Source organism: Roseomonas genomospecies 6 (genome assembly GCF_008365375.1).
Taxonomy (GTDB): Bacteria; Pseudomonadota; Alphaproteobacteria; order Azospirillales; family Azospirillaceae; genus Azospirillum.
Map to the genome: position 1 here is coordinate 134,249 of NZ_QOKW01000012.1, position 24,361 is coordinate 158,609.

Annotated in this window: 25 protein-coding genes; 17 read left to right on the forward strand and 8 right to left on the reverse strand. The window is 68.0% G+C overall.

The window, feature by feature from the left end:
- Positions 1–9: 9 nt before the first annotated feature.
- The 8 genes from DS843_RS31235 (at position 10) to DS843_RS16585 (ending at position 6,866) form a co-directional block, all read left to right on the forward strand.
- The gene (locus tag DS843_RS31235; protein ID WP_167525344.1) at positions 10–210 is read left to right on the forward strand and encodes a heavy-metal-associated domain-containing protein; all 201 of its coding nucleotides are present in this window, start codon (positions 10–12) and stop codon (positions 208–210) included.
- An 11-nt stretch (positions 211–221) separates the two neighbouring features.
- A complete protein-coding gene (locus DS843_RS16555; protein WP_149469980.1) occupies positions 222–1,040 on the forward strand; it encodes a DUF305 domain-containing protein in 819 nt (272 codons plus the stop codon).
- Positions 1,041–1,113: 73 nt separating this feature from the next.
- Positions 1,114–1,539, forward strand: coding sequence for a Cu(I)-responsive transcriptional regulator (cueR, locus tag DS843_RS16560; RefSeq protein WP_149469981.1), 426 nt, complete (start codon positions 1,114–1,116; stop codon positions 1,537–1,539).
- A gap of 260 nt (positions 1,540–1,799) precedes the next feature.
- Entirely contained in the window at positions 1,800–2,528 is a 729-nt protein-coding gene (locus DS843_RS16565; RefSeq protein ID WP_149469982.1) for a helix-turn-helix domain-containing protein, read from the forward strand.
- Between the two features lie 51 nt (positions 2,529–2,579).
- Positions 2,580–3,308 (forward strand): hypothetical protein, encoded by a 729-nt coding sequence (locus tag DS843_RS16570; protein WP_149469983.1) that lies wholly within the window; start codon positions 2,580–2,582, stop codon positions 3,306–3,308.
- A 14-nt stretch (positions 3,309–3,322) separates the two neighbouring features.
- Positions 3,323–3,808 (forward strand): hypothetical protein, encoded by a 486-nt coding sequence (locus DS843_RS16575; protein ID WP_149469984.1) that lies wholly within the window; start codon positions 3,323–3,325, stop codon positions 3,806–3,808.
- A 31-nt stretch (positions 3,809–3,839) separates the two neighbouring features.
- Complete coding sequence (locus DS843_RS16580) at positions 3,840–4,913, forward strand: hypothetical protein (protein ID WP_149469985.1); 1,074 nt, start codon at positions 3,840–3,842, stop codon at positions 4,911–4,913.
- Between the two features lie 120 nt (positions 4,914–5,033).
- Positions 5,034–6,866 (forward strand): competence protein CoiA family protein, encoded by a 1,833-nt coding sequence (locus DS843_RS16585; protein WP_149469986.1) that lies wholly within the window; start codon positions 5,034–5,036, stop codon positions 6,864–6,866.
- A 122-nt stretch (positions 6,867–6,988) separates the two neighbouring features.
- Here DS843_RS16585 and DS843_RS16590 read toward each other — a convergent pair whose 3' ends face one another.
- On the reverse strand, positions 6,989–8,452 hold the full coding sequence (locus DS843_RS16590) for a nucleotidyltransferase (RefSeq protein WP_149469987.1): 1,464 nt from the start codon (positions 8,450–8,452) through the stop codon (positions 6,989–6,991).
- Positions 8,453–8,587: 135 nt separating this feature from the next.
- Here DS843_RS16590 and DS843_RS16595 point away from each other — a divergent pair, with 135 nt between their 5' ends.
- The 3 genes from DS843_RS16595 (at position 8,588) to DS843_RS16605 (ending at position 10,615) form a co-directional block, all read left to right on the forward strand.
- On the forward strand, positions 8,588–9,721 hold the full coding sequence (locus DS843_RS16595; protein WP_149469988.1) for an SAVED domain-containing protein: 1,134 nt from the start codon (positions 8,588–8,590) through the stop codon (positions 9,719–9,721).
- 141 nt (positions 9,722–9,862) lie between these two features.
- Positions 9,863–10,141 carry a FitA-like ribbon-helix-helix domain-containing protein gene (locus DS843_RS31590; protein ID WP_208852260.1) on the forward strand — a complete coding sequence of 93 codons (279 nt, stop codon included), beginning with the start codon at positions 9,863–9,865 and terminating at the stop codon, positions 10,139–10,141.
- A 3-nt stretch (positions 10,142–10,144) separates the two neighbouring features.
- The gene (locus tag DS843_RS16605) at positions 10,145–10,615 is read left to right on the forward strand and encodes a type II toxin-antitoxin system VapC family toxin (RefSeq protein ID WP_149164809.1); all 471 of its coding nucleotides are present in this window, start codon (positions 10,145–10,147) and stop codon (positions 10,613–10,615) included.
- A gap of 253 nt (positions 10,616–10,868) precedes the next feature.
- Here DS843_RS16605 and DS843_RS16610 read toward each other — a convergent pair whose 3' ends face one another.
- Genes DS843_RS16610 through DS843_RS16620 form a run of 3 tightly spaced genes read right to left on the reverse strand, consistent with a single transcriptional unit; the run spans position 10,869 to position 14,619 of the window.
- Complete coding sequence (locus tag DS843_RS16610; RefSeq protein WP_149164808.1) at positions 10,869–12,818, reverse strand: AAA family ATPase; 1,950 nt, start codon at positions 12,816–12,818, stop codon at positions 10,869–10,871.
- Positions 12,815–13,366 carry a hypothetical protein gene (locus tag DS843_RS16615; RefSeq protein WP_149469989.1) on the reverse strand — a complete coding sequence of 184 codons (552 nt, stop codon included), beginning with the start codon at positions 13,364–13,366 and terminating at the stop codon, positions 12,815–12,817. Before DS843_RS16615 ends, DS843_RS16610 begins: the two co-directional genes overlap by 4 nt.
- A complete protein-coding gene (locus DS843_RS16620; protein WP_149469990.1) occupies positions 13,363–14,619 on the reverse strand; it encodes a dsDNA nuclease domain-containing protein in 1,257 nt (418 codons plus the stop codon). Before DS843_RS16620 ends, DS843_RS16615 begins: the two co-directional genes overlap by 4 nt.
- 207 nt (positions 14,620–14,826) lie before the next feature.
- Here DS843_RS16620 and DS843_RS31790 point away from each other — a divergent pair, with 207 nt between their 5' ends.
- The 4 genes from DS843_RS31790 (at position 14,827) to DS843_RS16635 (ending at position 15,808) form a co-directional block, all read left to right on the forward strand.
- Positions 14,827–14,961, forward strand: coding sequence for a hypothetical protein (locus DS843_RS31790; protein WP_282187565.1), 135 nt, complete (start codon positions 14,827–14,829; stop codon positions 14,959–14,961).
- A 75-nt stretch (positions 14,962–15,036) separates the two neighbouring features.
- The gene (locus DS843_RS32045) at positions 15,037–15,222 is read left to right on the forward strand and encodes a hypothetical protein (RefSeq protein WP_353618359.1); all 186 of its coding nucleotides are present in this window, start codon (positions 15,037–15,039) and stop codon (positions 15,220–15,222) included.
- Positions 15,147–15,344 (forward strand): hypothetical protein, encoded by a 198-nt coding sequence (locus tag DS843_RS16630; RefSeq protein ID WP_149469991.1) that lies wholly within the window; start codon positions 15,147–15,149, stop codon positions 15,342–15,344. Before DS843_RS32045 ends, DS843_RS16630 begins: the two co-directional genes overlap by 76 nt.
- Before the next feature lie 161 nt (positions 15,345–15,505).
- A complete protein-coding gene (locus DS843_RS16635; protein ID WP_149164805.1) occupies positions 15,506–15,808 on the forward strand; it encodes a hypothetical protein in 303 nt (100 codons plus the stop codon).
- A gap of 259 nt (positions 15,809–16,067) precedes the next feature.
- Here the strand turns inward: DS843_RS16635 and DS843_RS16640 are convergent, their stop codons facing one another.
- Together DS843_RS16640 and DS843_RS31240 are read right to left on the reverse strand one after the other, a co-directional pair.
- On the reverse strand, positions 16,068–16,748 hold the full coding sequence (locus DS843_RS16640) for a hypothetical protein (RefSeq protein WP_149164804.1): 681 nt from the start codon (positions 16,746–16,748) through the stop codon (positions 16,068–16,070).
- 452 nt (positions 16,749–17,200) lie between these two features.
- Complete coding sequence (locus DS843_RS31240; protein ID WP_167525345.1) at positions 17,201–17,761, reverse strand: helix-turn-helix domain-containing protein; 561 nt, start codon at positions 17,759–17,761, stop codon at positions 17,201–17,203.
- Positions 17,762–17,974: 213 nt separating this feature from the next.
- On the opposite strand from DS843_RS31240, the gene DS843_RS31245 reads away from it, so the two are divergent.
- Both DS843_RS31245 and DS843_RS16655 read left to right on the forward strand, forming a co-directional pair.
- Complete coding sequence (locus DS843_RS31245; RefSeq protein WP_167525346.1) at positions 17,975–19,399, forward strand: hypothetical protein; 1,425 nt, start codon at positions 17,975–17,977, stop codon at positions 19,397–19,399.
- Between the two features lie 1,765 nt (positions 19,400–21,164).
- Entirely contained in the window at positions 21,165–21,809 is a 645-nt protein-coding gene (locus DS843_RS16655) for a hypothetical protein (RefSeq protein ID WP_149164800.1), read from the forward strand.
- Here the strand turns inward: DS843_RS16655 and DS843_RS16660 are convergent.
- Both DS843_RS16660 and DS843_RS16665 read right to left on the reverse strand, forming a co-directional pair.
- Entirely contained in the window at positions 21,794–22,264 is a 471-nt protein-coding gene (locus DS843_RS16660) for a hypothetical protein (protein WP_149469994.1), read from the reverse strand. The genes DS843_RS16655 and DS843_RS16660 overlap by 16 nt on opposite strands.
- A gap of 578 nt (positions 22,265–22,842) precedes the next feature.
- Positions 22,843–24,336 carry a hypothetical protein gene (locus tag DS843_RS16665; RefSeq protein ID WP_149469995.1) on the reverse strand — a complete coding sequence of 498 codons (1,494 nt, stop codon included), beginning with the start codon at positions 24,334–24,336 and terminating at the stop codon, positions 22,843–22,845.
- Positions 24,337–24,361 lie beyond the last annotated feature (25 nt).

The window sequence follows — 24,361 nt, forward strand, 5'->3', positions numbered from 1 at the left end:
AGGATACCCATGTTGCAGTTCACCGTTCCCGGCATGACGTGCGGCGGTTGCGCCAACGCCATCCGCAAGGCCCTGGTCGCTGTCCCCGGCATCAAGGGCATCCAGGCCGACCCGCCCAACCGCCGCCTCGCCGTCAAGGGCGACGTCGGCGCCGACCTGATCATTCGCACCCTGGCTGATGCGGGCTACGACGCCGCGCCCGCCGCCTGAGGAGACGCATCATGTCCATGAAGAAGCACGCACTGCTGGGCAGCGCCTTGGCCCTCGTCCTGACGCTGTCGGCAACCCCGATGGCCATGGCGGATGGCGGTGGTGGCGGGGACTGGCACGAGACCGTCGTCTACGAGCTCGAGCTGGTCTCGGGCGGGGCAGCCGACCCCGCGGTCCTGAGGGCCGACCTCGACTACGTCATCGGCATGCGCGAACACCACGCGGGCGCGCTGACCATGTCGGAGGAGTATCTGGCCAAGGGCCGGAATCCGGTCCTGCGCCGCATGGCGGGTGCCATCATCGCCAACCAGGAGTACGAGATCGCCGTGCTCGACGAGGTAAAGCGCCAAGTCGAGCAGCCGCCCAAGGTGCTGGTCGACTTCGGCGCGACGAAGCTCATTCGGCGCCCGGTGGCCACAGAAGGGCTGGAGCACCAGTTGGCCTACGTAAAGGCACCGCCGCCGACGGCCCTCGACCTTTGGACGACGCGCGGCGCTGTGGACGAGTACGACGTCCGCTGGGCCATGGCGATGATTGCGCACCATCAGGGCGCGCTCGACATGGCCCGCGCCTACAACGCCGACCCGAACGGGAAGAACAGCTTCCTGCGCGAGATGAACTACGACATCGTCCAGGACCAGACCTACGAGATCGGGCTTCTGGAGAGCGTCGTCGCCCGCTACCCCGGCGATGCCAGCGCCATCAAGCTCGACCCGTCCATGGTGCACGGCATGTCCATGCACGGTGGGCACGGCACCATGGACCACGGCGCGATGAACCACGGCGCCACGGGCCATGATCCGATGAACCACAAGACGAAGGCGCATTGAGAACGCCGGGTGCGCTGGGCGCAGGAGCCCGTTGCACCCGGCAGAACAGGGCGTCTTGGGCAGGGAGGTGAGCATGAACATCGGGCAGGCGGCGAAGGCGTCCGGCGTGAACGCCAAGCTCATCCGGTACTACGAGAGCATCGGGCTCATCCCCGAGGCGGGGCGCACCGCCTCGGGGTACCGGGTCTACACGAAGCAGGAGGTAAACATCCTGCGTTTCGTGAAGCGGTCGCGAACGCTGGGCTTCAGCATTGAACGCATCCAGCACCTGGTCGGGCTGTGGCGGGACAAGGACCGCGCCAGCGCCGAGGTGAAGCGGGTGGCGCTGGACCACGTTGCCGAGCTCGAGGCGAAGATCGCCGAGATGCAGGTGATGGCCGACACGCTGCGCGAGCTCGCCGATGCCTGCCACGGCGACCATCGGCCGGACTGCCCGATCCTGCACGACCTGGAGAACCCAGAAACGACAGGGACCTGCCACCAAGCGCATGGCCACTGAGCGGGCTCACTCATCGCATCACAGGACGCCTCATCATGCTGCTAACGCTTCTCACCACGGCCCTCCTGCTGCGTTGGAAGGCGCGGACCCGCAGAGCAATCAGTGTGCACACGTCTCACCGGGCGGACCATAACGGTCCCACGCCGACCATAAGTGCTCAATCCGTGACGGGGCATTCCGTTCACTGAAGGGTTTTCCGGCCTCCTTTGGTTCGGCCGACCACGGCATCCTCCTTGGCAGTTGATCACCATGGAGAGGATATGATGGGCTTCCACGATCCGAACTTCACCGGCCGCACCGACGACGCCGACCACATGGACGACCCCAGCGCGCTGTTCACCCCGTCGCCGCAGGAAATCGCTGCACTGGTCACGGCGTGGCGCCGCCTGCGCGGCTGGAAGCAGGAGACGTTGGCGCAGTTCGCGGCCGTGTCCCTGTCGACAGTGGAGCGGATCGAGCGCGGCGAGGCGGTGAGCAACGAGTCGCTGGATCGCGTGGCGGTGGCGCTCGAGTTCAAGGAAGGCGACTTCCACCGCCCGCGGTCGCGCCGCGGCTTCGATGAATCGCTCCTTGAGACCATGCGCTTCTTCGAGGGCAGATTGGCCGTGCCCTGCGCGCCGCTGAAGACGCAGCCGCAGGCCGCTGCGCTGCTGGGCTGCCACGCCTACCTGGTCGATGACGGCCGGTGCACGCCGGACGCGGCCGAGGCGGTCGCCATCCTGCGCGAGAACCTGGACTTCTACTCGTTAGTCCTCAGCGATCTGGCTGGGCCGGGCGAACCGGTGAAGAAGCGCGAGATCTACACCTCGCTGCTGGCCGACGTGCAGGCGGTCGAGCGCCGGGGCTACACGGCGCTGCACACCACCTACGACGCAGACTCCCGCTTCGGCCCGGTGAAGGTGGCGGTCATCGGCTTCTTCCCCCGGCTCACCGACCCCGGCGCGGTGAAACGGGAGTTCGTGTTCGTCCCGGCCAACATCGGCGGATGAAGGTGTGTGGGACACCGCATTCACCACTGGGGATCGCATGCCGGAACGGGTATGATGACGTCCCCGATCCTGCCCGAGGTGCTCATGCGTAAGTTTGAGGTTCTCCACCGCGTTGAACCCGGCATCCAGTGGCCCGATGCGGACGTTTTGGAACTGCATGCGGACCTTGGGCGCATGTTCATGGACGCTGTCGAATCGGGTCTGCCGGAGGACGGCTTCATCCCGCAGGAGCACGTCGTGCTGGCTTGGGATAAGGTGTCCTTGCCCAAGAGCATCCTGCTGGTCGCGAACTTCACCGCCTTCTACCGGCCGCCCAGCGTCTTCGACGACAAGCACGTCCTCGCGAAGTGGAGCGTCTGCACCAAGATGTCGTCGATGACCGGCGCAACGGGCGCAAGCTGGCTGAAGTCCCCAACCGAGAACCCGATGGCGGTCTACGGCGAGGTGGTTGCCGACGGCTTCATCGACCGCGGCGAGGCGATCCGCGCGCTCGGCGAGATGGCCAAGATCCGGGAATGTGGGTGGGCGCGCGAACAGCTGGCCGCGAGCGCGCGCAGGGTCCTGGGCGAGCCGCCGGAGGACACCCCGGAGTGCCCGCCGCACTGGCTGCCCCGTGATCGGCACGAGGTCGAAGACATCACCTCCCGTCTCATCCCCTGGTTCGAGCCGGTGAACGAAGCCGATGTTCGGCGCCAGCTGGACGAAGCCGTCATGACGGTCCTGCGCCAGCGCGCCGTGCGCGTCGGGGAAAAAGACCGCTTCCCCGAAAGCGTGGCCTGAGACGGGGGACCGATATGGAGGACGGACTGGCGTACGTGTGGCCGGAAGGTGCGACTGCGTGGACGGAAATCCCGTGGTCAGACTGGGTGGCATTCACGAGGCGCGAAGTTGATCGCCTGCCCGGCGTCGTGGGGAAAACGCACATCATCCTGTGCGTGGTCGACGCGGGCGTGGTGCTGAACATGCTCTGCCACCACGACCTGTTCGGGTCCGACGGCCGGTTCATCAAGCGCCTGACGGTGTTGTCCGATGAGGAGAAGGTCCGGCAGGAAGCCCTGATGGTGAAGGGCATCAAGCAGGGTGACCTGCACGGTGAGGAGAAGCGGGTCTACGACGAGCTCAATGAGCAGGAGTGGGAAGGCAGCCTGCCGTCCCGCGACCAGCTGCGCGCAGTGGTCGGCGCACTGAGCCTGCCGGTGTCGCCTGACCACGGTGCCCAACACCTCCTCCGGAAGGCCGGGCTGGACCGGGTGAACTGGACAACCGAAGCCAGCTGCTGATCTCCGCCATGCGGGCCTCCCGGAGGACGTCGTGCACCTCGCCAACACCGTCATAGAGCTCATCGACGGCTACCTGAAGGCCCATCCGGAAGACCGCGATCTGGGGCGTCATCGCCAGCGCATCGTGATGTCTCCGCGCACCGGCGACGGCCAAGGTCTGTGGCTCCATGTCGCCCTTGAGGCGCTGTCCAACCCACGGTGCGGCCGCTTCGAGATCGGCGCGGACGTACTGGCGGCCGCGCATCAGGTGATGTCGACCAAGCCCGCTTCCATGCTGGCAGCCCTACACCGGGCCCGCGCGCCGCACCCGCTCACCTGGGTGGAGTGGACCACGCCAGATGACCGGTCGGCGTCGCGTCGGGGCTGGCTCGTCCTTGAGCAGCAGGTGGGCGCCATCGCGGTGCCGTTTGCCCGCGGGCGCCAGGACGGCGCCATCAAGATCCAGGCGTACGCGCTGGCCATTGGCTGGGAACAGGAAGTCCGGGCGGCGGACCTCCTCGCCAACCCCGATATCGCGGAGATGGTCCGTTACCACCGAGAGACGGCGGCAAACCCGGAAAAGCTAAAGGCGGTGCTCGAGAAGGCTGAGCCCGGCGCCGGAGCCGACAACGACGATACCGCGGCGCTGAGCCGATCGTTCTCGGACGAGGACTTCGCGGCCATCATCGGGTTGGACGATAGGCTGCGCATGATCCCGATGGACCAGTACGGCGCTTTCCAGCCCGAACGTGGCTCCGAGCGGACCACAACCCGGCTGATCCGGTGCCGTGAACTCGTTGCGCTCCTGCTCCTCATCAACAGCCGGAACGCGGTCCACGTCGGCGAGAACGAGGACCTCACCAAGCTGAACCGGGCGCGCCAGCGGAAGGCGAAGCCCGGCTTGGTGCCGTTGCGGCCGGTGTCGCTCGACCTGTCCCGCCGTCTGCGCGCCGCCCGTCGTGCCGGAGGCGGCGTCGATGAACGCGAGGTCCGGGCGCACATCGTCCGCGGGCACTTCAAAGTCAGGGCGTCCGGCGTCTTCTGGTGGTCGGCGCACACCCGGTTTGGTACGCCCGCGGCACCGCGCGACTACGCCGTTCACGGTCTGCCTGAAGGCGTTGGGTGAGGCCATCCGATGCTCACATGTCCTGTCCGAGCCGCCCCTAGCACCTCAGGACGCCGCCCCGGCGACGTCCAGCTGGCCTACGGGCAGGCGGCGGACGGACGCATCCTGCACATCTCAGAGGTGCCATCCGGGCTGGCGTGTGGCTGCGCCTGCCCGGAGTGCGACAGCAAGCTGGTCGCCCACAAGGGCGAGGGCCTTGCGCACCACTTCGCCCACTACGCGGTGACCAACTGCTCCGGCGGCACCGAAAGCGCCTTGCACAAGCTGGCGAAGCAGGTGATCGCCGAGCACGGCGTAGTCGCCACCCCCGCGGTGAAGGCCCAGCACGCCGACCAGGAACGCCTCGTCCACCGGGAGGCGCTGTTCCGCCCTGACAGCGTGGTGCTCGAGAAGGGAATGGACGGCATGCGGCCGGACCTGATCGCGCGCAGGGGCGATCATGAACTCCTCGTCGAGGTCGCCGTCACGCACTTCTGCGGGGCGAAGAAGATCGCGCTCATCCGCGAGCGCCAGCTGGCCGCCATCGAGATCGACTTGGGGCGGGTAGCGCACGACGCGCCGAAGGAAGAGGTGGAGGACGCCATCCTCTACTCGGCCCCGCGCAAGTGGCTGTTCAACCGGTACGGGGACGAGGCTACCGCCGAACTGAGGGCCGTCGCCGAACGCCGAGAAGCGGACGAGAGGGCGCGCCAGGAGCGCGACCGGCAGCGCCGGGAGGCCAAGCGGAACGCCGACGTGCAGCGGCTCGCCTCGGCGTACCGGCAGGCCGGTGACAGGCCCGCCAGCACCCCGGCCACCGCGCCGTACACCGCCCGGATCCGCGATGCCGCGCTCGAACGCTTCGTCGGTGTGCCGGTGAATGGCGGCGCCTGTTTCGCCGTCGGCGACACCGCGTGGCAGTCGGTTGTGGTGAGCGCCTTCCTGCTCACCGAGAACATCCGCGTCCAGCTGGGGTTCCAGACCAAAGAGGTCCTGAAGGTGCTGCGTGATGCTGGTCTGGTCCGGCGGGAGTTCACCGGCTTCCTCAGCGAGGACTTGGCGCAGGCGGTGCGGGAGCAACTCCCCGGGTTCCGGTCGCCCTATGAAGCCATTGAGTCCTATCTGGAGACGCTGAAGACGTCCAACCTGCTCCATCACATCCGGTGGCGGTGGTCGATCGCTGACTACCAGCACACGCTCGAGCACGCCCGTAAACGCCTCAAGGAGCTTGCCGCCGAGCGGGGGCGGGTGGCCAGCCTGCGGAAGACGCTGGTCGCGCTGCTGGCCGAACTGCCGGAGGGGCACTGCGTCGACCCGGATCGGTGGATGCGCACTCGGCACCCGGGGTTGGACCGCTCCCCCGCGGAGATGGCCGCGTTGGGAGACTGGGGGCACACGGAGATGTGGCGTCACCTGACGCGGTTGCGTCGGATGCGTGATCCCGGTGCCTCCGTCGAAGAGAACCTGCTCGGGCTGCCGTTTGAACAGGAACGGGAGCTTCGCCGCGAGGAGCGGCGGCTGGCCGACGAGGAGAAGGCCAGGAAGGCGGAGGCGGCCGCCCGTCAGGCCGGTGCGCAGCGCCTCCAGGAGCTCTCCGAGCGTGCCGTGGTGCTCCTCGGCCTGGAGGAGGCGCGGCGGTGGTTGAACACGCCCTTGCGTCTGCTGGACGACGCGGCCGCCGCCAGCCTGGAGATGATGACGGCCGAACAGTTCACCCGCGCCAACCACGCGCTACGCCTTGAGCAGGCGCGCCTCATAGCCGAGGGTGAGCGCCAAGCCCGCGCCGAGCAGCACCGCGAGCGCCTGCGACGCGAGGCTCAACGGGTGCTGGGGGCCAAGGCCGACCTGTGGATGCGCTCGACGAACCCGCAGCTGCGGAACCGCCGCCCCATCGAGGCTTGCGTCGACGAAAGCAGCTTGGCCGAGTGCTTCGCCCTGCTGAAGCCGCAGGGCGCTCGTGGTCGGCGCGGCTGACGGTGGCGGTGTCCGCGGAGGTCCCCTTTAGAGTCAATGATTCTCCCGGATTCCGTCGGCTAAGCCCTTGAACGGGATCGACATTCCTTTCGTCGATCATCCCAGGCCGCCAGCACCCCAGGTCAGGCCGCCGACGCCTGCCGGTCCTCGATGACTACGAAGAACGGCTCGGATCGTCCAATGCACCAGCCCTTGGTGTCGACGACGAAGGCCTCCACCCAATGGACGCCGACGTACGCAGTGTGCTCCCAGTGCGTGGTGCTGCCCTTGTTCCACTTGGCAAGGTCACCGCGCAGCTGCTTCTTCGCCGCCGCCTCCGCACCGGTGTTGGTCACGCGCCAGCGGACCCTCCAGCCCTTCGGCACGCCGCCCATGCCGACGGCCGCGCTGAACCGGATGTGCCAGCCGCGGCCGATGACTTGGCCGTTGAGAAGCCGCCCGGCTTCGGCGCCGCCCTCCTCGTGGTGCAGAGTCGCCGTCACCGTTACCGGGATGCGCCTCGGCGCGTCCCGCCAGGGAACTGGCACGACGTGTGTAGCCCTGGACATGAACCTCTTCAGGAAGTCGATGCCATGCTGGGCCGCGGCGAGCACCAACGAGCGGTCGTCGGCGAAGCCCGCGGATTTCGCCACGGTCGCCGACTCGGTGACGGCGCCGGGCGCGAACTCATCGCCGAAGACGTCGCGCCACTTCTTCAGGCTCTTCTGCTCGTCAGCCTCATTGTAGGCGTCGTCCACCCACTCCCGGTACCGATGAATGCAGTTGCGGAAGTTCTCGTACTTCTCCTGGTCCCAGTGCCGGGTGAACGTCTCGCCCGGAACCTTGGGATTCTCGACCACGGGCATGATCGGCCGGGCCTGGAGCCAGTCGTCCAGGTCACTGAGGATCGTGCGGAACGCCGTCGGCAGGTCCGCCCAAGGGTCGTTCCAACTGTCGATCGCCAGACGCTCCTCGGCCCGCTGGCAGACCAGCGTGGTGAGCAGGATCGACTTCACGGAGAACGTGCCCTTGATGTCGCGAAGATACTTCAGCAGGCGCGTCGACTGGCGCAGCATACCGCTGGTCGCGTCGTCAAGCTCGCCGACCCAGGCCGTGTATGCCTCGGGATCGGTCGCCTCCTCCTCGTCGGTCAGCCGGTTGCAGACGGCGAAGGTGGTCTCCTTGCCGAGCAGCTTCTCCCAATCCGTCGGCTCGCGCCGGACGACCGGCACGACATCGAGGTCGAAGTCCTTGGCGTATTCCAGCATCACGCAGCGCGTGTTCCGGCTGACCTTGTCCTTGTACAACCCGGACGCGCGGAAGACCCGGTACAGATCCTCGACGTGCTGCTTGGGCGTCCAGTCCGCCCTGGGCTCCACGAACATCACAAGATCGGCATCGAACCTGTCCTCGCTCGTGACCGGTCGGATGATGGTCTTATGGGCCCAGGATCCCTGCGGGCTGAAGCTGTGGATGCTGGCCCCGTAGTCGCTGCGCGACAGGAAATCCTCGATGGCCGCAACGTGGCCCTCGAGCCGTGTGATGCGGGCCTCGTTCAGGTTGACCACCGCGGTGAGGAACGTCGTGAAGGCTTGGGTGTGGCGCATGAAACGGTTCCGGGGCGCTGTGCCCGGCCAGTGAGCGACCATCCAGCCGGTCCTTCACATTGAGGGATTGTGGTTAAGAAAATCGTAAGGACGCCCATGGTTTGTTCAGGTCCGACTTAACCGGGCGAGCGGGCCATGAACTACTATCTGAGGACCATCTTTGGATGGCTCGACTTCGGGGTGCGGCGTTTCATCGAGTATTGGACACGCCGCCGCTCGCCCGCGATCACCACCATGCGGACAGGAGCCTATTTCGTTCTGGCGGCGCTTGGCGGCGCGCTGTGCCTGAACCTGGTGTATGCCGACGCGAACGTCTTCCTGACCATCAAGTTCGAGGCCATTGGCGGGGTTCCGGAGTTCCTCGTCTTCGCCGCGTTCTGGCTGGGCGTCTTCGCCTTCGTGGTCGGGCTCGTGTGGGAGATCTGGCGCGACGTCCGGGAAGGGCGGGCGAACGCGCGCAAGCGGGTGCTGGTCATCGAGCAGCGCGGCCTGCTGCGCGGCACCGACAGCCCGCTCAGGGACGCGGTGCCCGAAACCCTGATCGGCCACCGGCGGGCCATTCCGGTTGACCTGACCCCGTTCGTCCACGACGGCCGGGTGACGGACCCGGAACGTGCGCTGGCCAAGACCAAGTTGATCCGGCACGACCTTGAAACAGCCGCTGACGACGCCGACCGTGCGGACGTCTCCATCGTGTACGGCGGCGTCGCCCCGGTGCCCATGACCTTCCTGGCGGGCTTCCTGATCGGCGACGAGGGCGCGATCACCATCATGGACTGGATGCGCGAGCCGGGCCGGTGGCGCCCGCTTGACGGTATCGACGACGGCGATCGCTTCAAGCTGGACGGCCTTGATGACGTGCCCCGCGGAACGGCGGACGTCGCGGTCGCGGTCGAGGTTTCCTACAAGCTCGACGAGCCCGGCTTCCGCCTCTCGACGGGCAACATGCCCTTGGTGCGGATCTACCTCCCCCAGGGAAGGCCGGATTGCCACTGGTCGGAGGAGAAGCAGCAGGCGCTCGTCTCCGACTTCCTGGCCGCCATGGTCGCGCTCGAGGGACGAGGGGTCCGGCGCATCCACATGACGGTTGCGGCGCCGAACAGCGTCGTGTTCCGGCTCGGCCGGGCCTACGACAACCGGAACCTGCCCGAGCTCCTCGTCTACCAGTACGAGCGCTCGGCGATGCCGCCATTCCCATGGTCGGTCCGGATGCCAACGCATGGGGTGCCCGAGGCCGCTCTGGTTCGGACGGAGCCGGTAGCCGCCTGAAGCGCCCCTTCCGCCCGGGTCGCCGGGCGGTGCACACTGTCAGGAACGGACCTAGCGAAACCGCGTGGCGCACCCACTTGCCCGGTTGACGGGCAGAGCCGAAATGATTGCAATGCATCGCATGCAAGCAAGGAGAGCGCCATGGCCAGCTTGACCGTCCGCAGCCTCGACGAGGGGCTTGTCCGGCTGCTGCGGATCCGAGCGGCGGAGAACGGCCGATCCGCCGAAGCCGAGCACCGCGAGATCCTCCGGCAGGCTCTCGAGGGCGACAGGAAGGCGCCGAGCCGGGCTGAGGCCGCCAAGCGGCTTGCCGCGCTCCAGGATGAGCTGCGGGGGCAGAGCTTCGACGCGGCCGCGGATCTGCGGGAATCCCGGCGGTCGCGCATGCAGCAGCTGACTGGCTCCGACGAGGGTATGTGATCCGTGTCGCTGGTCGTCGATGCGTCGGTCGGGTTGAAGTGGGTCCTGCCCGAACCGGACAGCCCCCAGGCGCTCGCGCTGCTGGACAGTGACGAGGATCTGTTGGTCCCCGACTTCTGGCTGAACGAGGCCACCAACGTCCTCTGGCTGCAAGTCCGGAAGGGCCTCATGACCCCGGACCAGGTGAGGACCCGGTTGAAGGCGCTGATGATCGCCCTGGCCCCGACGCCCACGGCGGATCTCAACCTCCACACGGCCGCGCTGGAGATCGGGCTGGCGGTGAACCACTCGCCGTACGACTGCCTTTACGCCGCGTTCGCCATCGCGATGGGCGCCAACCGGGTCGTCGTTGCCGACGGCCCGTTCCTCAAGGCCATGCGAGCCCACCCGGAGAGCAGGATGCAGGGGTTGCTCTTACCGCTGGCCGAGTGGGCTCAGGCAGCGGGCGGCCGAGCCGAGGGGGGCGGGGGCTGAGGCTGGCCACACAGCAGAAGACGGGGCAGGCGGTGCCGCGTTGCCGATATGCTGGAGGCGGTGTTTGGTGCGACCAGCCATGAGGCTCCAGGGTGCAGCGAGTTGATCGTCTCGTCGCCGTTCCAAAGGCGTGGGCAAAACCAGCGACGCGCTTGGCTCTTGGTGGTGGCCGAGCGCATCAAGGCGGGCTTGGTGCGAACAGAATCCCAGTGCCCCTGCGGAGAGCACAGAGTGTTCCGGTGATACCCTGCGGTCAGGGACCGTCGTAGTAGCCGATCAGCGGGGGGTTCTCCGGATCGCCCCGACGCATCATCCGGTCCAGGGATGGCGCGACATCGGCTGGTGGCGGCGCGAAGGTCTGGTCCACGATGATCACCTGCCAGTCGGCCAGCACGCTTCCGAGCAGGGCGTACAGGTGGGCGTAGAAGTTCTTGAAGATGTCGGGGTTCACGTCCGGCGTGATGTTTTTCATCGGAGAGTCGATGATGAGCACCCGTGGAACCGGCAGGCGCTGCTCCGCGGCCGTCTTGTGGAGCGCCAGCGCGAAGGCGATCTTCATCAGGATCTTCTTGCCGCCGCTGCCTACGGTGAAGAAGGAGAAGGCCCGGCTTTCGTCGCCCTTCGGCCATACTGCGGGGATCAGGTTGCGGCGTCCGAGCACAACCTGGTCGTCGGCCGAAAACGCCGGGAACTTGATCTCACCGAGCACGTCCGCGTAGTTCGCCTCAAGCCTCATCAGGTTCTGTTCGGCGCCGACGAGCCTGGCTTCCTCCTCCTCGAGCTTGCGCTGCACCGCCTCGATGTCGGCCGACAGCAGGTCCGCTTGGCCATTGAGTCGAGCGATCTCGGCGGGCAGAGCCCGAATACGCTCCAGGAACGATGAGCGTTCGCGAATGACGGCAAGCCGCTGCTCGCCAACACGGCTCCGTGCCAGGAAGTCCGATTCATACCCTTGAAGTGATTCCGATACCCGAACGTCCACCTCTCGCCGGGCTTGCCGTGCCTCCGCCAGTTTGGCTTGCAGCGGGCCGAGTGACTTGCGGTGCCGCGACACCGAGTCCTGAAGGTCGGCGATACGCGCATCCAGGTCCTGGCGCACGACATCCGCGGTGAGCGCCTCCCCGCGCGGCTGCTGGCCGGACGGTGTGTGGCACAGGTAGCAGGCGTCGTCCGTGTGTTCGGCTTTTGCCGGGAGCCCGGACCCGCAGCGCGGGCAGCACTCGAACTCCACGCCGTCGAGGACGCGGTGGGAAATGTCCACCCGCGCCGCTTTCATCTTGAGCTGCATGAGCTCGGCCGCCAACGCCTCCTGTTCGCCGATGCGGGCGCTGACCTCGTCGATCGCGTCCTCAAGGGTCGCCACCTGGGCGGCCAGCTCCTTCAGCCTCCTGCGGTTTTCATCGGAGATCCGCGTGTCCGGCCGATACCCCGCGCGCAACGCAGCAAGCTCCTCTTCGATCCGCCTTGCTTCGGCGTTCAGCTCCTCCAGCTCCGCGGCAATGCGCTCCTCAGAGTCGAACCCGAAGGGGGCCAGGAACGCGCGAACCTTCGTGATGGAGTCGCGTTGGGCGCGCTGCTCCTGCTTCAGGCGTTGAAGCGTGATCTGGAGTTCGTTCAGCCGCTCGCTCAGGTGGCCGACGAAGAACCGCAGGGTGTCTTGGCTCTTCTCCTTCCGGATCGGCACGTCGAGCAGGAAGAAGTCCGAGTCGAGGTTGTCCTGGTCGAGATAGACGAACTTGAAGATGTCACGGATGCTGAGGCGCACCAGCGGCGAGTCGCTGTCGTAGGTGCGCCGCCGGACCTTCACGACCGGGATCCCCAGGAGCCGGAGGATCAGGTCGCTGAAACTGAAGACGTCCTCGCCGAAGATCGGCTCCGCCCTCGGCTTTATGGGCGCCGACACCATGTAGGTTTCGCCCGCGGCGCTCTGCCAGGTGACCTGCGCCGAACCGGCGTCATGGGCGACCCGCTCGATGACCACGGTGTTCGTGTCCATCCGCGCCTGCAACGCGACGGAGACGAGCTCCTGCTTGAGCGCCGGGGTGCCCGGGAACCTGCCGCCCAGACAGAAGTCGATGAGGGCCGGTATGCTGGACTTACCGGCCGACATCTCGCCGTGGAAGAACGAGACCCGCTCGGCGAAGCGAACCGTCTCGACGCTCGCCCGACAGCGCAGCTGGAGGTACTCGAAGCGCAGCTTCATGGAGTGATGGCCTCGTCGTAGGCGAGCGTCGCGATCTCGGGGAAGGTTGCGTAGATGAACTTCATGATGTCCGTCGCCCCGATGTCGATCTTCTGGCGGAGCATGCGGGCACGGGCCGCCAACGGCTTGGTGGCGTCTTCGTCCGCCAACGCGGCCGCAACCTCCATCCCGCGCGCCGTCAAGGACAGCCGGACGGTGCGGCCGTCGGTGTCGACCCGTGCCAAGCCCTTGGCGGACAGGATGTTGATGAAGCGCCGATAGCGATGGTCCCACGGCCCGAAGCGGTACCGCACCATCGTCGCTTCGACGCTGCGGCGTTCGTAAGGCTCCACCGGCACGCGCTCGGGCGCCACCCCGCGGGCGACCATCGCGCGCTCGAAGTACGACGGGTACCTGAGCAGGAAATCCAGCTTGGCGAGTTTGGTGATGCCGTGGATCGCCGCGTCATCCGGCCTGCTGAACGCCAGCAGGAGGACGAGCATGCGGGCCAGGTGAACCGGCTCGTCGCGATCGAGGCTGGTCACGATGTCGGCGAGCGTGAGCCTCATCGGACAGCCTTCAGATCGAACCGGTCACTCCACCAGACCGTACACTCCTCGGTCAGAATCCCGGCCGTACCAAGCAGGTGCTCCCGTGCGCAATCGAACACCGGCAAGGTACTCGTACGCAGCCGATCTTCCAGCATCTGCCGAAGGGCTGTGTACATCGCGCTCGCATACTTCTGGCCCGGCTGCTCAACGGACAGCTGAGCTTCGACGCAATCGTCCCTGACCAAGGTTTTCAGATGCTGCAAACGCCGGTTGGCCTCGTCGAGGCCGTAGCGGTGAACCCATTTGACATACAGTGTCTCCATGGACTTCTTGAAGTCCTTCAACGAGTCGACACGCGCCATCTGGAGGCCACCGTGCTCGAGCTTCTCGACCATGACGTCGAACCCTGGCGGAAGTGCGTCTGCCGAGACGCCGCCTGACGAGACCAGAAGGTTGTCGGCCCCTTCGACCAGGGACTGCCGGATAACCTCTTCCACCCGGTCCGCGGTGATCGTCTTGCCCGCCAACAGCAGGGCGTCCCGCTGAGCATCGAAATCCATCACCAAACTGTACAGGTCCGCGACGCTGCCACCGAGAACGCAGCTGGAGGCCTGCTGGCAAAGGTAGATGAGGTTATCGGCAACCCTGGTGAGGGTGTGGAACGTCTGCGTTCGCCGGTAGTCCCGGACATCGCCGACGTTTTCGCGCAGATCCTTGTACGGCCGCTCCAGATCCGTTTGCTGACCGAGAAGAAGCAGCTTGAGCATCGCCGCAACGACGTGTGCCTCGTCACAGCCGTGCTCACCGCACAGGCCGGACACAAACTTCTTGAGCAGATGCGCCTTGGTCAAGCCATCGAGGTTGCCACGCTCGCAGATTTGGGCGCGAATGTAGGAAAGGTTGTTCCCGTTCTCCTTCTCACCCCAAAACCCGTGGTTGGTGATGAAGTGGAAGTTGTCAAACCGCGCTGGATAGGCTTTTTCGAGTTTGGCAAAGCGGCCGATGCTGTTCTTGACGGCATCGTCGGTGGCCTTGAAGGGCTCCAGATCGAAGCGGCGTGTCTTGACCTGGAGGGCATCGTAGGTCCCGCCCGGCTTTCGGAGCAGGATGTCTTCGTGATTCTCGCAGTAGACGGCTTCCAACTGGCCGGACAGCAGCCGAAGGCATTGAAGGGCCGCGAAGCAGTGCTGGTACGAGAACCGCGCTTGGGTGTCAGCGCCAGGGTCCGTCTTGTCGAGCACCGCGCCTGGATCCAGCGACGCCGTCGTCACGTACCACCCCTTGCCGTTGCGCCCGTTGGCTCATTCTGCCTTTAGGGCATGCCGCAACTTTCGGGTATGCAGCAGGAGAGCTGAGTTCACAAGAAATTCCTTTATAGGTAGTTGATTGGCACGCCGGGGCGAGCGGCGTGGGTCGTGTCCCAGCGGCGATCGTAACGGAGCCCGCGTCAAGGGCGACCACGTCGACCCAGCGCCGAGATGACCGCGCTGTTCCGGGACTGGATCGCCAAATACCCCATCGTGTCGTTCAAGGACGGGCTGGCCGAGGACCCCTTGGTGGGCTGCCGCGAGCAGAGAACGGCGCAGGAGAGACCGGACGCAGATCGTCGGTGACGACATGTTCGACACCGACACGGCGTTCATCCGGCACGGCATCGCCGAGGGCAGCGCCACCACCAGCTCATCACGCTGAAGCCGATCGGCACCGTCACTGAGACGATCGACGCCATCGGCATGTGCCGCCAGGCGGGCTGGGCCTACGTGATTTCACACCGCTCCGGCGGGTCGAGGGTGCCTTCATGGCCGACTTTGCCTGGGCCATGGCCGACTTTGCCTGGGCGTCGGCCAGATCTATTCCAGATTGGCGTTGCGTAGCGAGCGCAATGCTCGAGCGCAATGCTAAGTACAACCTCTTGCTGGAGATCAAGCGCGAACCCAGCGCCGCGGCGCGCTTCCTGGACCTATCCGCCCAGCGTTCCCTGTTTGGCAGCGAGTAGGGAACCCGCTGCGCCCGTCGACAGTGTCGTTCCACATGGTCTTGGGCCGCCGCGGCGATGGGGTCGAACACGATCATAGATCGCATAAAACATGTTGACTCCAACCTATGATCGCATCAACATCACGTCCGATGTTGATCTTTGAGCATAGGAAATGCGGAATGATGAAGGACAGAGAAGAGGTCGGCCATCTCCGTTGCGATTGCCCAATGTATCTGTACGAGCAGATTCGAGAATTCACCCACAAAAATCGCATGACGATCATGGCCATGATTGCCAATGCTCTTATGCGCGCTTATCCGGATGACTTTGACATCGCCCCTGAGGACCTCGTCGCCGACAAGCGCCGGTTGCCGAAACCGGCCGCTCCGGAAACGCGCGGGGCCAGCCCGGGGGCGATGCTGTTCCCGATGGCACCGTCCAGCATTCAACTGTCTCGACGCTCACGCCGCGGACGGCGGTGAGAGGACAGCGGTTCGAACTTGACGAGGCGACGTCTTGTTCGAGGACATCACCATCAGGCTGACCGCGCACGCGAACAGGCCGCGTGCCGGATCCGCCGCGCCGACGGGGAGTGCGGCGCCGCCGCAGCCGATGTCGACGCGCGCGTTTTGGGTTGGCGCCAGACCATGGCGGCATGCCAAGGCGGCGTCCGGGTGCCCGCGCTGTCCACTGCCGTGGGTGTTGGCCGCGTCGAGGACGGTGCCGACCCGATGGGGGTGCTCAAGCGGCAGCTGACTGGAGACTCCGACAACGGTCGTCGGCGCCCGCCGACCGGTGGGACGGACAATGCCTGAGCAGGCCCATCTCACGCAACGCCTGACGAACGCGCGTCGCGCGGATGCCGTAGTGATCGGCGATGGCCTCGAACGACCAACCCGCTTCAGCCTTGCTGATGAGCTCGGTCTTGGGCGTGTAGCCGCGAGAACGCAGGCGCGCGAGGTCATAGCCCGCCTGCGCGACGTGGTAGGTCAGAACCCGGACCGAGACGCCGAAGTCGGCGGCGACGTCTTCGCGGCGCTCACCGGCTGCGAGGCGCAGGGAGGCGGCTTGCACGTCGTACGGCGGCGTGCCGCGCCGACGGCGTCGCCACGCTTCGAGCAGATCGCTTCTGCCCGCGCGTTCCAGAGCCGCGGCCAGGCGGGGGCGGCCCACGCCCAGGTGCAGCGAGGCCTCGCTCCACACGACGTCGCCGCGGTCGAAGAGCGCCTCGGCGTGGGCGACCAAGACCGCGTCGGGGCCGTTGGTTCCAGGGGCCCACAGGGCGACCGAGTGGCCGCGGGCGAGCAGGGCACCACGCAGATCCTTGTGGTCGACGTCCAACTGGCGGGCGACGTCCGGCAGAGTCAGGCCGTCGGCGAACAACGCCAGGACCGCGCGTTCCCTTGTGTCGTTGAGCAGCATTGCAGATCTCCCCCGTGTGGCCGCACGGTGGACAGCGCGGCCGTCGCTCTCACAAGGAAACAGTAGCCCCGACGCACGCGAGGATCGCGGCGAGCGCGAGCCAGTTCCGCACCGCCCCGCCCGAGCCGTACGTGCTGGGCACGGGGGAGCCGTGGCGGCGGGCCAGGGCCTTCTGCCCCGCAGTGTCCGCCTTGCTCGGACAGGCGGAAATTGGCGTCCTCGACGCCCGCTGCCGATAACGGCCAGCCTTCGCCTCGCTTACGGCCAACCGGGCGCTGACCGCGGCGCTCAGAACCGACAAAACCCACAGCAGCGTAGACACCGCGCCCTCCTGGAACTGACGGATGTCCCAGGGTACGGCGGCCCCGCACAACAAAGTGTAACGGGAAGTGGCGCAATTTACTTATGCGTCCTGTTTGTCAACCGCCCGAGTATTCGCCTTGAGCGGTGTTCTAACCGTTGTCGGCCAGAACCGAGCGCTGTCTGTCCCGCTCAGCGGCGATTTCGGACATGGTTGCCTCGGCTTGGTCGCCGACAAGCGCCTCCAGGATGCGGGCCGCCTGCACCATGGTGACGGGCTGAGCGAAGCGCAGGAACAGCCTGCCGTCCTTCAGGAACGAAGTCTCGAACTGGCGTGGGTCGGATTGCTTGGCGCCACGGCTTTCGACCATCGCCTGGTTTGGCAGGAGCTCGTCCGTCGTCACGCCGAAGGCGTCGGCGATCTTCTTCAAATGGTCGTCGCCCGCGATGTTCTTGCCGTTGACGTAGTTGTGCACGCTGTCACGGCGCAGCCCGGACGCTTTCGCGAGGTCGGCCTGCTTCCAACCGCGCTCCTCCAGGAGCGCCTTGAGCTTGCGGCCGAACGCAATGCGCAGGTACTGCACCGGATACTTCATGACCGGAGCCGCAGGGGCGTTCTCGCGGGCCTCGGCCCTGGCTTTCTCGAGGCGGCTCTGCGGGCGCGAGCGCTTCTTCGGGGCGTCCGCGGCGGCGCGCGTGGTGTCGTCGGTCATGGGTCGCTCCCGTCGGCCGATGGATCCGTTCTCCTTGTCGAGGATAAGTTCGCGCAACAAATCCTTCAATGCAGCAGAATTCCTTGCAGCGACTTCCCGAACCGCCAAGCGGGGATGGGACATCAAAGCCTTCGGCCGTATGCGTTGCAGCCAGCAAGCGCGGGGGCTACGATTCTTCTGGGGGTGGAAAACAAGCGGGGCGAGGCCGACGGAATGAGCATTGGTCTGGGAGCAAGGGACGGTGAGGCGCGGGAACGTTTCGAGCTGGTGTTCGGCGATCCGTCGCTGGCACCCGCCCACCGTTTTCTGGACGCGATCGCCATTCCGCTGCGCCTTGTCCCCGGAGCCGCGCTGCCACGTTGGGAATCCACCGACCCACGCCGACCCTGGGCAGCCTCGACGCTGACGGTCGGATGCGCGGCTGACCTCAGCGCCGCCCGGTGCGCCATCGTCCAGGCGGCGGGCCGCATCGCGGACGGCCTGCTGCCGCGCTTGTTCCGTGACGCCATCCTCCAACGCCTGGGCATCGACACCGCCGTGGCCGACCGCACGTCCAAGGCGGCGGCGCGCGCCGAGCTGGAAACCGAGGCGCTGGCCAGTGCCGTGCTGAGCTCGTGGCGCAGCGACGGCGTCCTGGCCCGGGACATCTTCGACGCGGCCGCCGCGCGCGCCGCCAACATCGCCGCGTCGGGCGCCCAGGCCCTGCGCCAAGCGGCGCAGGTCTTGCGTTCGCCATCTGGAGCGGCGGACACGCTGGCGCGGCTCGACGAGGCCGATGCCGTGGCGGCCGCGGTGGACCGGGGCGCTTGGCGGAAAGAGTCGGAAGGGTTCGCGGTTGGTGCGCGCGCGCACGCGGCAGCGGTCGAACTCCGGGTGACCGTCGACGTCGCCGAGCAGCTGGCGCACGCGGTCGGGCAGGACGCGGCCGAGACGCTGTGGCTGGCCTGCGTGCAGGTCGAGCGCGCCGTGGCCGCGGGCAGAGGCGCCGTGCCCGCGGCCGCTGGCGAAATCGTCGAAGCGCTGCGCATCGTGCAGAACGAGCCGCACCTTGTCGCCGTGGCGGAGCGCGCTGCGGCGATCCTGTGGCACCGCCGCGCCGACGGCCCGCCGGGCCCTGCCCAGCGCGCGACAAGCGCCCTGCGCCTGTTCATGGCCACGCGAGGCCGCCCGACACGCCTGCCGCTGGCCATCGACCAAGCGGCGGCACCGGTGCTGCGCCAAGCGCTCGCAACCCTGCCGCCGACGCGGCCACGCCCGCTGCCGCCCGAGGTCGAGCATGGGCTCCAGCGGGTCGCTGAGGCCATCCAATCCCTGCGGTGCGGCTTGGTCAGCGAGGACGGCCTGCACGGGCTGGTCGACAACAGCGCCATTCTGATGGCGCGCCTGCGCGAGACCGACCGCCTGGGCGGCGAGGCGGCGGCGGCCGCGCGCCGCGGTGCTGCCGAGGGGCTGGGCGAAGCCCTCAAGGGGCGGGGCACCGAACTCGCGCGTGACCTGCCCACCGACGACGCCAAAGAGATCCTTGATCTCATCAGGCCGCTGGCGGCAGAGGACGCTCGCCTGCACCCGCTGACCCACCTGCTGGCGGCTTTGGAACGGGCCGCTATGCCGCCCAGATGCCGCGGTCTGAGCCGATGAACGGCGCAGGCTCCAGGGGTGGCCTGTGGTGAAACCGTTTACGCTTCGTAGCCCTCCAGCTTGCGAGATCTTGGAGGCGCTTGGCATGTCGGTTGCGCACGGACCTGAGCGCGCTGGGCGCCCTCACCAGGGGGCCACCGCGCGCTGCCTCCGGCGCCGGAGGCGGTCCTGGGGCAGCGTCCTACGTCCTGGCCTGGACGCCATCCTGAACGGTGCTGACGAGCTGAAGGACCCGCACTTCGTGCGCGCCGACACCGACCCCCAGCGTCGAGCAGGCGTTCGCCGACGTCGGCATGGTCCTGTGGCGCGGCTCCACCGCGACCTTTCCCGTGGCGGAGACAGGAGCTGCGGTGGCGCCGGACGACTGGCGGTGGGTCCTGGCGCTGGTCCGCACCGTGCCCGAGCTTAACCCCGACACCAACGCCGACGGCGCCGCCGACCGGACCCGCCGCGGCCGGAGCATCCGCGGTCTCCGGGACGAGACGCTCGAGCACGAGGTGGACGGGATGGCTGCCGCGCCGCCTTCCGCGAGGCCGACGAAAAGCGCGTTGCCGCGGTCGTCGCCGTCGTCGGGGCGGCCGTCGGTGCACGGGCGCCGTCGCGGCGACCGGGTGCTGTCCGGTGACTACCAACCATCGGATCCGCCCGCGTTCTCATCCTACCCACCCCGCAGCCGACCGGTGGAAAGCCGACTGGACAAGGCTGGCTCTCCACCAACAGCCCTCAGACGGCGGGATTCTGTTCTCGTCGCGCGGCCGTTACCCTCAGAGCACCGGTTACCCGCGGCATGGTCACAGCAGCGCGCGACGCGCGCCCGTCTCGGACTGGGCGAAGCCCCCCCACGCGGAGCGCGCCGCTTCACGGCCTCCCATGGGTGTACCTGCCCCATCGCGGGAGTTCCGTCCTCCAGCCGCAGGGTCGCGTCCCGCGACCATCGGTGCGCATGGTCGGCCGTCCACATGGCGCTCGGCACACGGCCCACTTTCAGGGATGGATTCATCCGGGACCAGGTGCTTGTCGACGGCAAGGGCGAAGCGGCGCTTCGTTCGGTGGGGCCGTGCGCTTCGGGACCGGCGCGTTCCGCGCCGAGGCGGTGAGCCACCTTCGGCGAACAGAACCCCGTGCAGAGGGCGCTGGAGCCATCCAGGAGCGGGATTCCTCTCCAAGACGGCCCCGACATCATTCAGGGACAGACCCGTGCTCAGCGGCCGCGTATTCGCGCTCAAAGGGCATGCGAGCGGCACGGCGGACACGGTCGTCTTCGGCGTGAGGGCGGAGGCACCACGGTGGTCCGTCCTCAACGGGGGAAACGGCCAATCCAGGGGAGTGACATAAATCCCCAAGGGGCACATGCAGTCCATCGGATCACGTCGTCCGGAACCCCGGTCCCCCTTATATTATACTTTGTCGAGGATGCATCGCGTAAGCCTTGGATTTTCCACGCTAATCCAGGATGAGATTCGACGCTGGTGCAGAGTGCGGCACCGCTTAAAGGGCTTCGGTGTCGTGCGGGGGCCGGTGTCATCGGCAGGCTGTCGGCAATGCCTCAGGGACATGAGCAGTCCATCGGATCACGGAGTCCAGTGGGTCTCGGCCCCCATTAATTATACTTTGGAAGACAGACATCGAAGAAGCTCCTGTTCCAAAACGCTTTTCAGGAACGTGATTTCCCGGTGATGCAGGAGTCGCCCTTGCGCTCGGCCGACCCGTGACGCACATCGGTTAAGCTGGAGCGTGACGTCACGCTGGAACGCAGGAGGACCCCATGACGCTGGTCGAGTACAGGAACCTGGTCGGCCACGTGCGGGCGCTGATGACGACGATTGAGATGGGTCTTGCGGGCGAGCCGTTCTTCTGGACCGAAGCCGAGCGGCGGGTCAACACGAGGGCCTTGGCGATGCTGAAGCTGAGCATGCACACGGCGCGCGGTGTCGCCGAGCGGGGGCTGACGCTGAAGCGCGGTGTGCAGCCCGTCGGCGGGGTGCAGGTGGGCGAGCCGATCGGCAGGCTTGATGATTTGTACTTGGTCCCCGTGCAGACCAAAGGGGGTGATGCGGTGAGCATCTCGCCGTCCGCCCTGACGGCCCGGTTCAACGTCCGGCGGCAGATCCTGGACACTCTGGACGAGGGGCTCGATGGAGATCGGTTCGTGTGGTCGGACGGCGAGCGCAGCAACTACATCGCCATCCTGCACCAGTTCGGCATCCAGCTCGTCACCGCGACCGAGGCCAAGCGGCGCGGCCATCGCGTGACCGGTTGTCCGGTCGGCGAGGCCTACTTCAAGGCTCCAGCGTCCCGCTACGCCAACGTTTACATTTTCGGGGTGCAGACGTCTGAGGACGAGCAGGCGATGGCGGCTGCCGCCCGCCGCGCCGCCAGGGACGCCCGATACGGCTACCAGGAGGCGTGACCATGGCGGCCGCCCCCCAATGATCCGGGAACCCTAAACCGGTTGTGGTAGTACGCAGGACGCGCCCTCAGCGGCTGCCGGACGGCGCGCTGGCAGCCCTCTTCGTCAAGGTGGTGGACGCGGCTGGCAAGGCGGCCCTGGAGCGTCTGGCGGCTCTGCGGGCGGACCCTCGGGCGGCCCTCGCTATGCGGGCGGCACCGCGTCAGTTTTCTGATGCCGCCGTCGAGCAGCATGCCGGGCTGGCTGTTGGCAGGCTCAATGCGGCGCAGCGTGCTGTCCTCGGCGGCGGTGATGCCGTGGTCGGCCAGCCAGCGGTCGACAGCGGCATGGGGCTGGTCCTCGGTGAGGTCGGGCGGCCAAGCGCTGGCGCGGGCCCGCGTGCTGGCCAGCACGGCCACGGCGTCGTCGAGGTCCCAGCGGGGCGACTGGCCCTGCTCGGCGGCGCGCGTTGTCACGGTCCATCAGGGTGCGCGTCTGGTTGACGTAGGATTCCTTGTACCCCACCCACCTACTGTCTGCACTCAGACGCCGAAGCACGTCTCCGCCAGCCGTGATCCGCTCCAGGGCGTCGACGACGGCCATAGCGACCGCACCCTCGGCCTCGACGGTGCCGCGCACGCGGCGGACGGCGGAGGCCAAGTCGGCCAGCCCGGCGGCGGAGACGGTGCGGGGGCGGTCCTTCGGCGGCTGGGAGCGCCTGGGCGGCCGCGTCCGCCTCGGCGGTGTGACGGCCGACAGCGTCCGTCAGGGCCGCGGTCGGCGGCGACGGGCGCTCGGCGGCCCAGAGAACCGCCTGGGCGGCGGCCCTGGTCTCTCAGGCGGCCACGGGCGCGCCGTGGCGGCGAAGCACGCTCCCGGGCGGCGGGCGCCATATGGGCGGCGGATGCGGCCCGCGCGGGCGGCGGGCCGAAGGACCGGCTGGTCGCAGTGGGCGGGCGAGGTCCGCGGCGAAAGCGGATGCTGGGGAGCCCGGAGCGGGCGACCAGGGCGGCGGGGCGGCCCCGGTCGCCCGCTGGCTGCGGAAAGGCTTCGGTCAGCCGAGGCGGCTGACGGTGACGGCGGGAGCCAGCAGCGGCTGGCGGGCCCCCGCCTTGCGGGCAGCGGCGCCCTTCCCAGGCATCACCGCCTTCGGCACGGCGGCCGTGGATGCGGGGCGCGTGATCCGCCACGCTTGGCCGAGGACGGCGTCGATCTGGTCGACGAGCTCAAGGACCCGCCGACGGCGGGCGGCGAGCTCGGCGGCGGCGTCAGCGGCGGCTTGAGCGGCTTGTGCGAAAGCCTCGGCCGCCTGCTGGTCGCCGCGGCGGCGGGCGGCCTGGGCCTGGGCGGCGGCGATCGCCTGCGGAGAGCGTTTGCGGAGATCCTGCTGGCGCTGGGCGCGGGCCGCCGCAGCGACCGCAGTGGGCGGCGGTCCCAGGGCGACGGCGGCGAGCTGGTCGAGCTCGATGACGGCGGGCTGGCCCGGGTCTCGGCGGACCCGCGGCCCGCGGCGGTCTTTCGCGGCCGCCTGCGCCTTGGCCGCGGCCGCCGCCACTCTCTGTGGCCGCCGAACGGCGCAGCAGAGATAGCGGTGCAGGCCGCGCGCGGACGGCGGCAGCAGGGCGCGGTCATCAAGGTCGATGATGGCCGCCCCGCTCGGCTGCCCGTCGGTGAGGCTGCGCGCCAGCCGCCAGCACAGAGCCAGCGATGTTCCGCCGTCGGCGGGGCGGGCGTCGAGCAGCCGCTGCGCCGTCGCGCGGGCGGTTGTCTCGTGCACCACGCCGTCCTCGTCCACGTACCGGACGGCGTGGGCGTCGGCCGCCTGATGCGGCTCCTCGCCGTCTGTGGGCCGGTCGGTGACGAAGCTCACGCGGACGTCCGCCAGGCGCGTCAGCGAAGCCTGCACGGCTTCCGCCGCCCCTGTGCGCGGCAGCGCGACACCCGTGGCCCGCAGGGACGCCAGCAGAGCCCTGGCTGCCTCGCACGCATCGGCCAGCCCGGCTCCCGTGGCCGCCAGCGGCAGGCGGATTTCGGCCAGCGGCAAGGGGCGGCCGACGTGTCCGAGGCGGGTGGCCAGCTGCGGCCACCGGCCGTCAGCGGGACCGACAACGCGGACCGAGAAGGCGTCCCGGTCGGTCACGGCGAGGTGCAGGATGGCCAGCAGCACGTCTTCGTCCACGACGGTTGGGCGCTCCTCGGCCGCCACCGACAGCACGCCCCAGCCCGCGGCGAGGTCCCAGAAGCGGCGGGCCCCTTGAAGGCGCGCGGGCGCCGTGCCGCCGAGCGGCAGCAGCCCCAGGCCGACGTCCAACCGGACCCGGCGCGCGATGCAGGCCCTGGGTTCGTTGGCTCGCGCCGTCGGCAACATGGAGGGGCGGCGGCGCGGCGGCGCAGGCGCGTCCCGCGCGAGGTCGTCGTCCTCGAGCGCCAGGGCCAGTGCGCGCTGCACGGCGGCGTCCTCGACGGCGGCACCGGACGGAACGGCGACGGACACGACGCCGAGGGCGTCGTGCTCCCCGTCCACCATGCCATCCCCGCTGACCGCCATGATGCTCTCCGCCGTGCGTGATTTG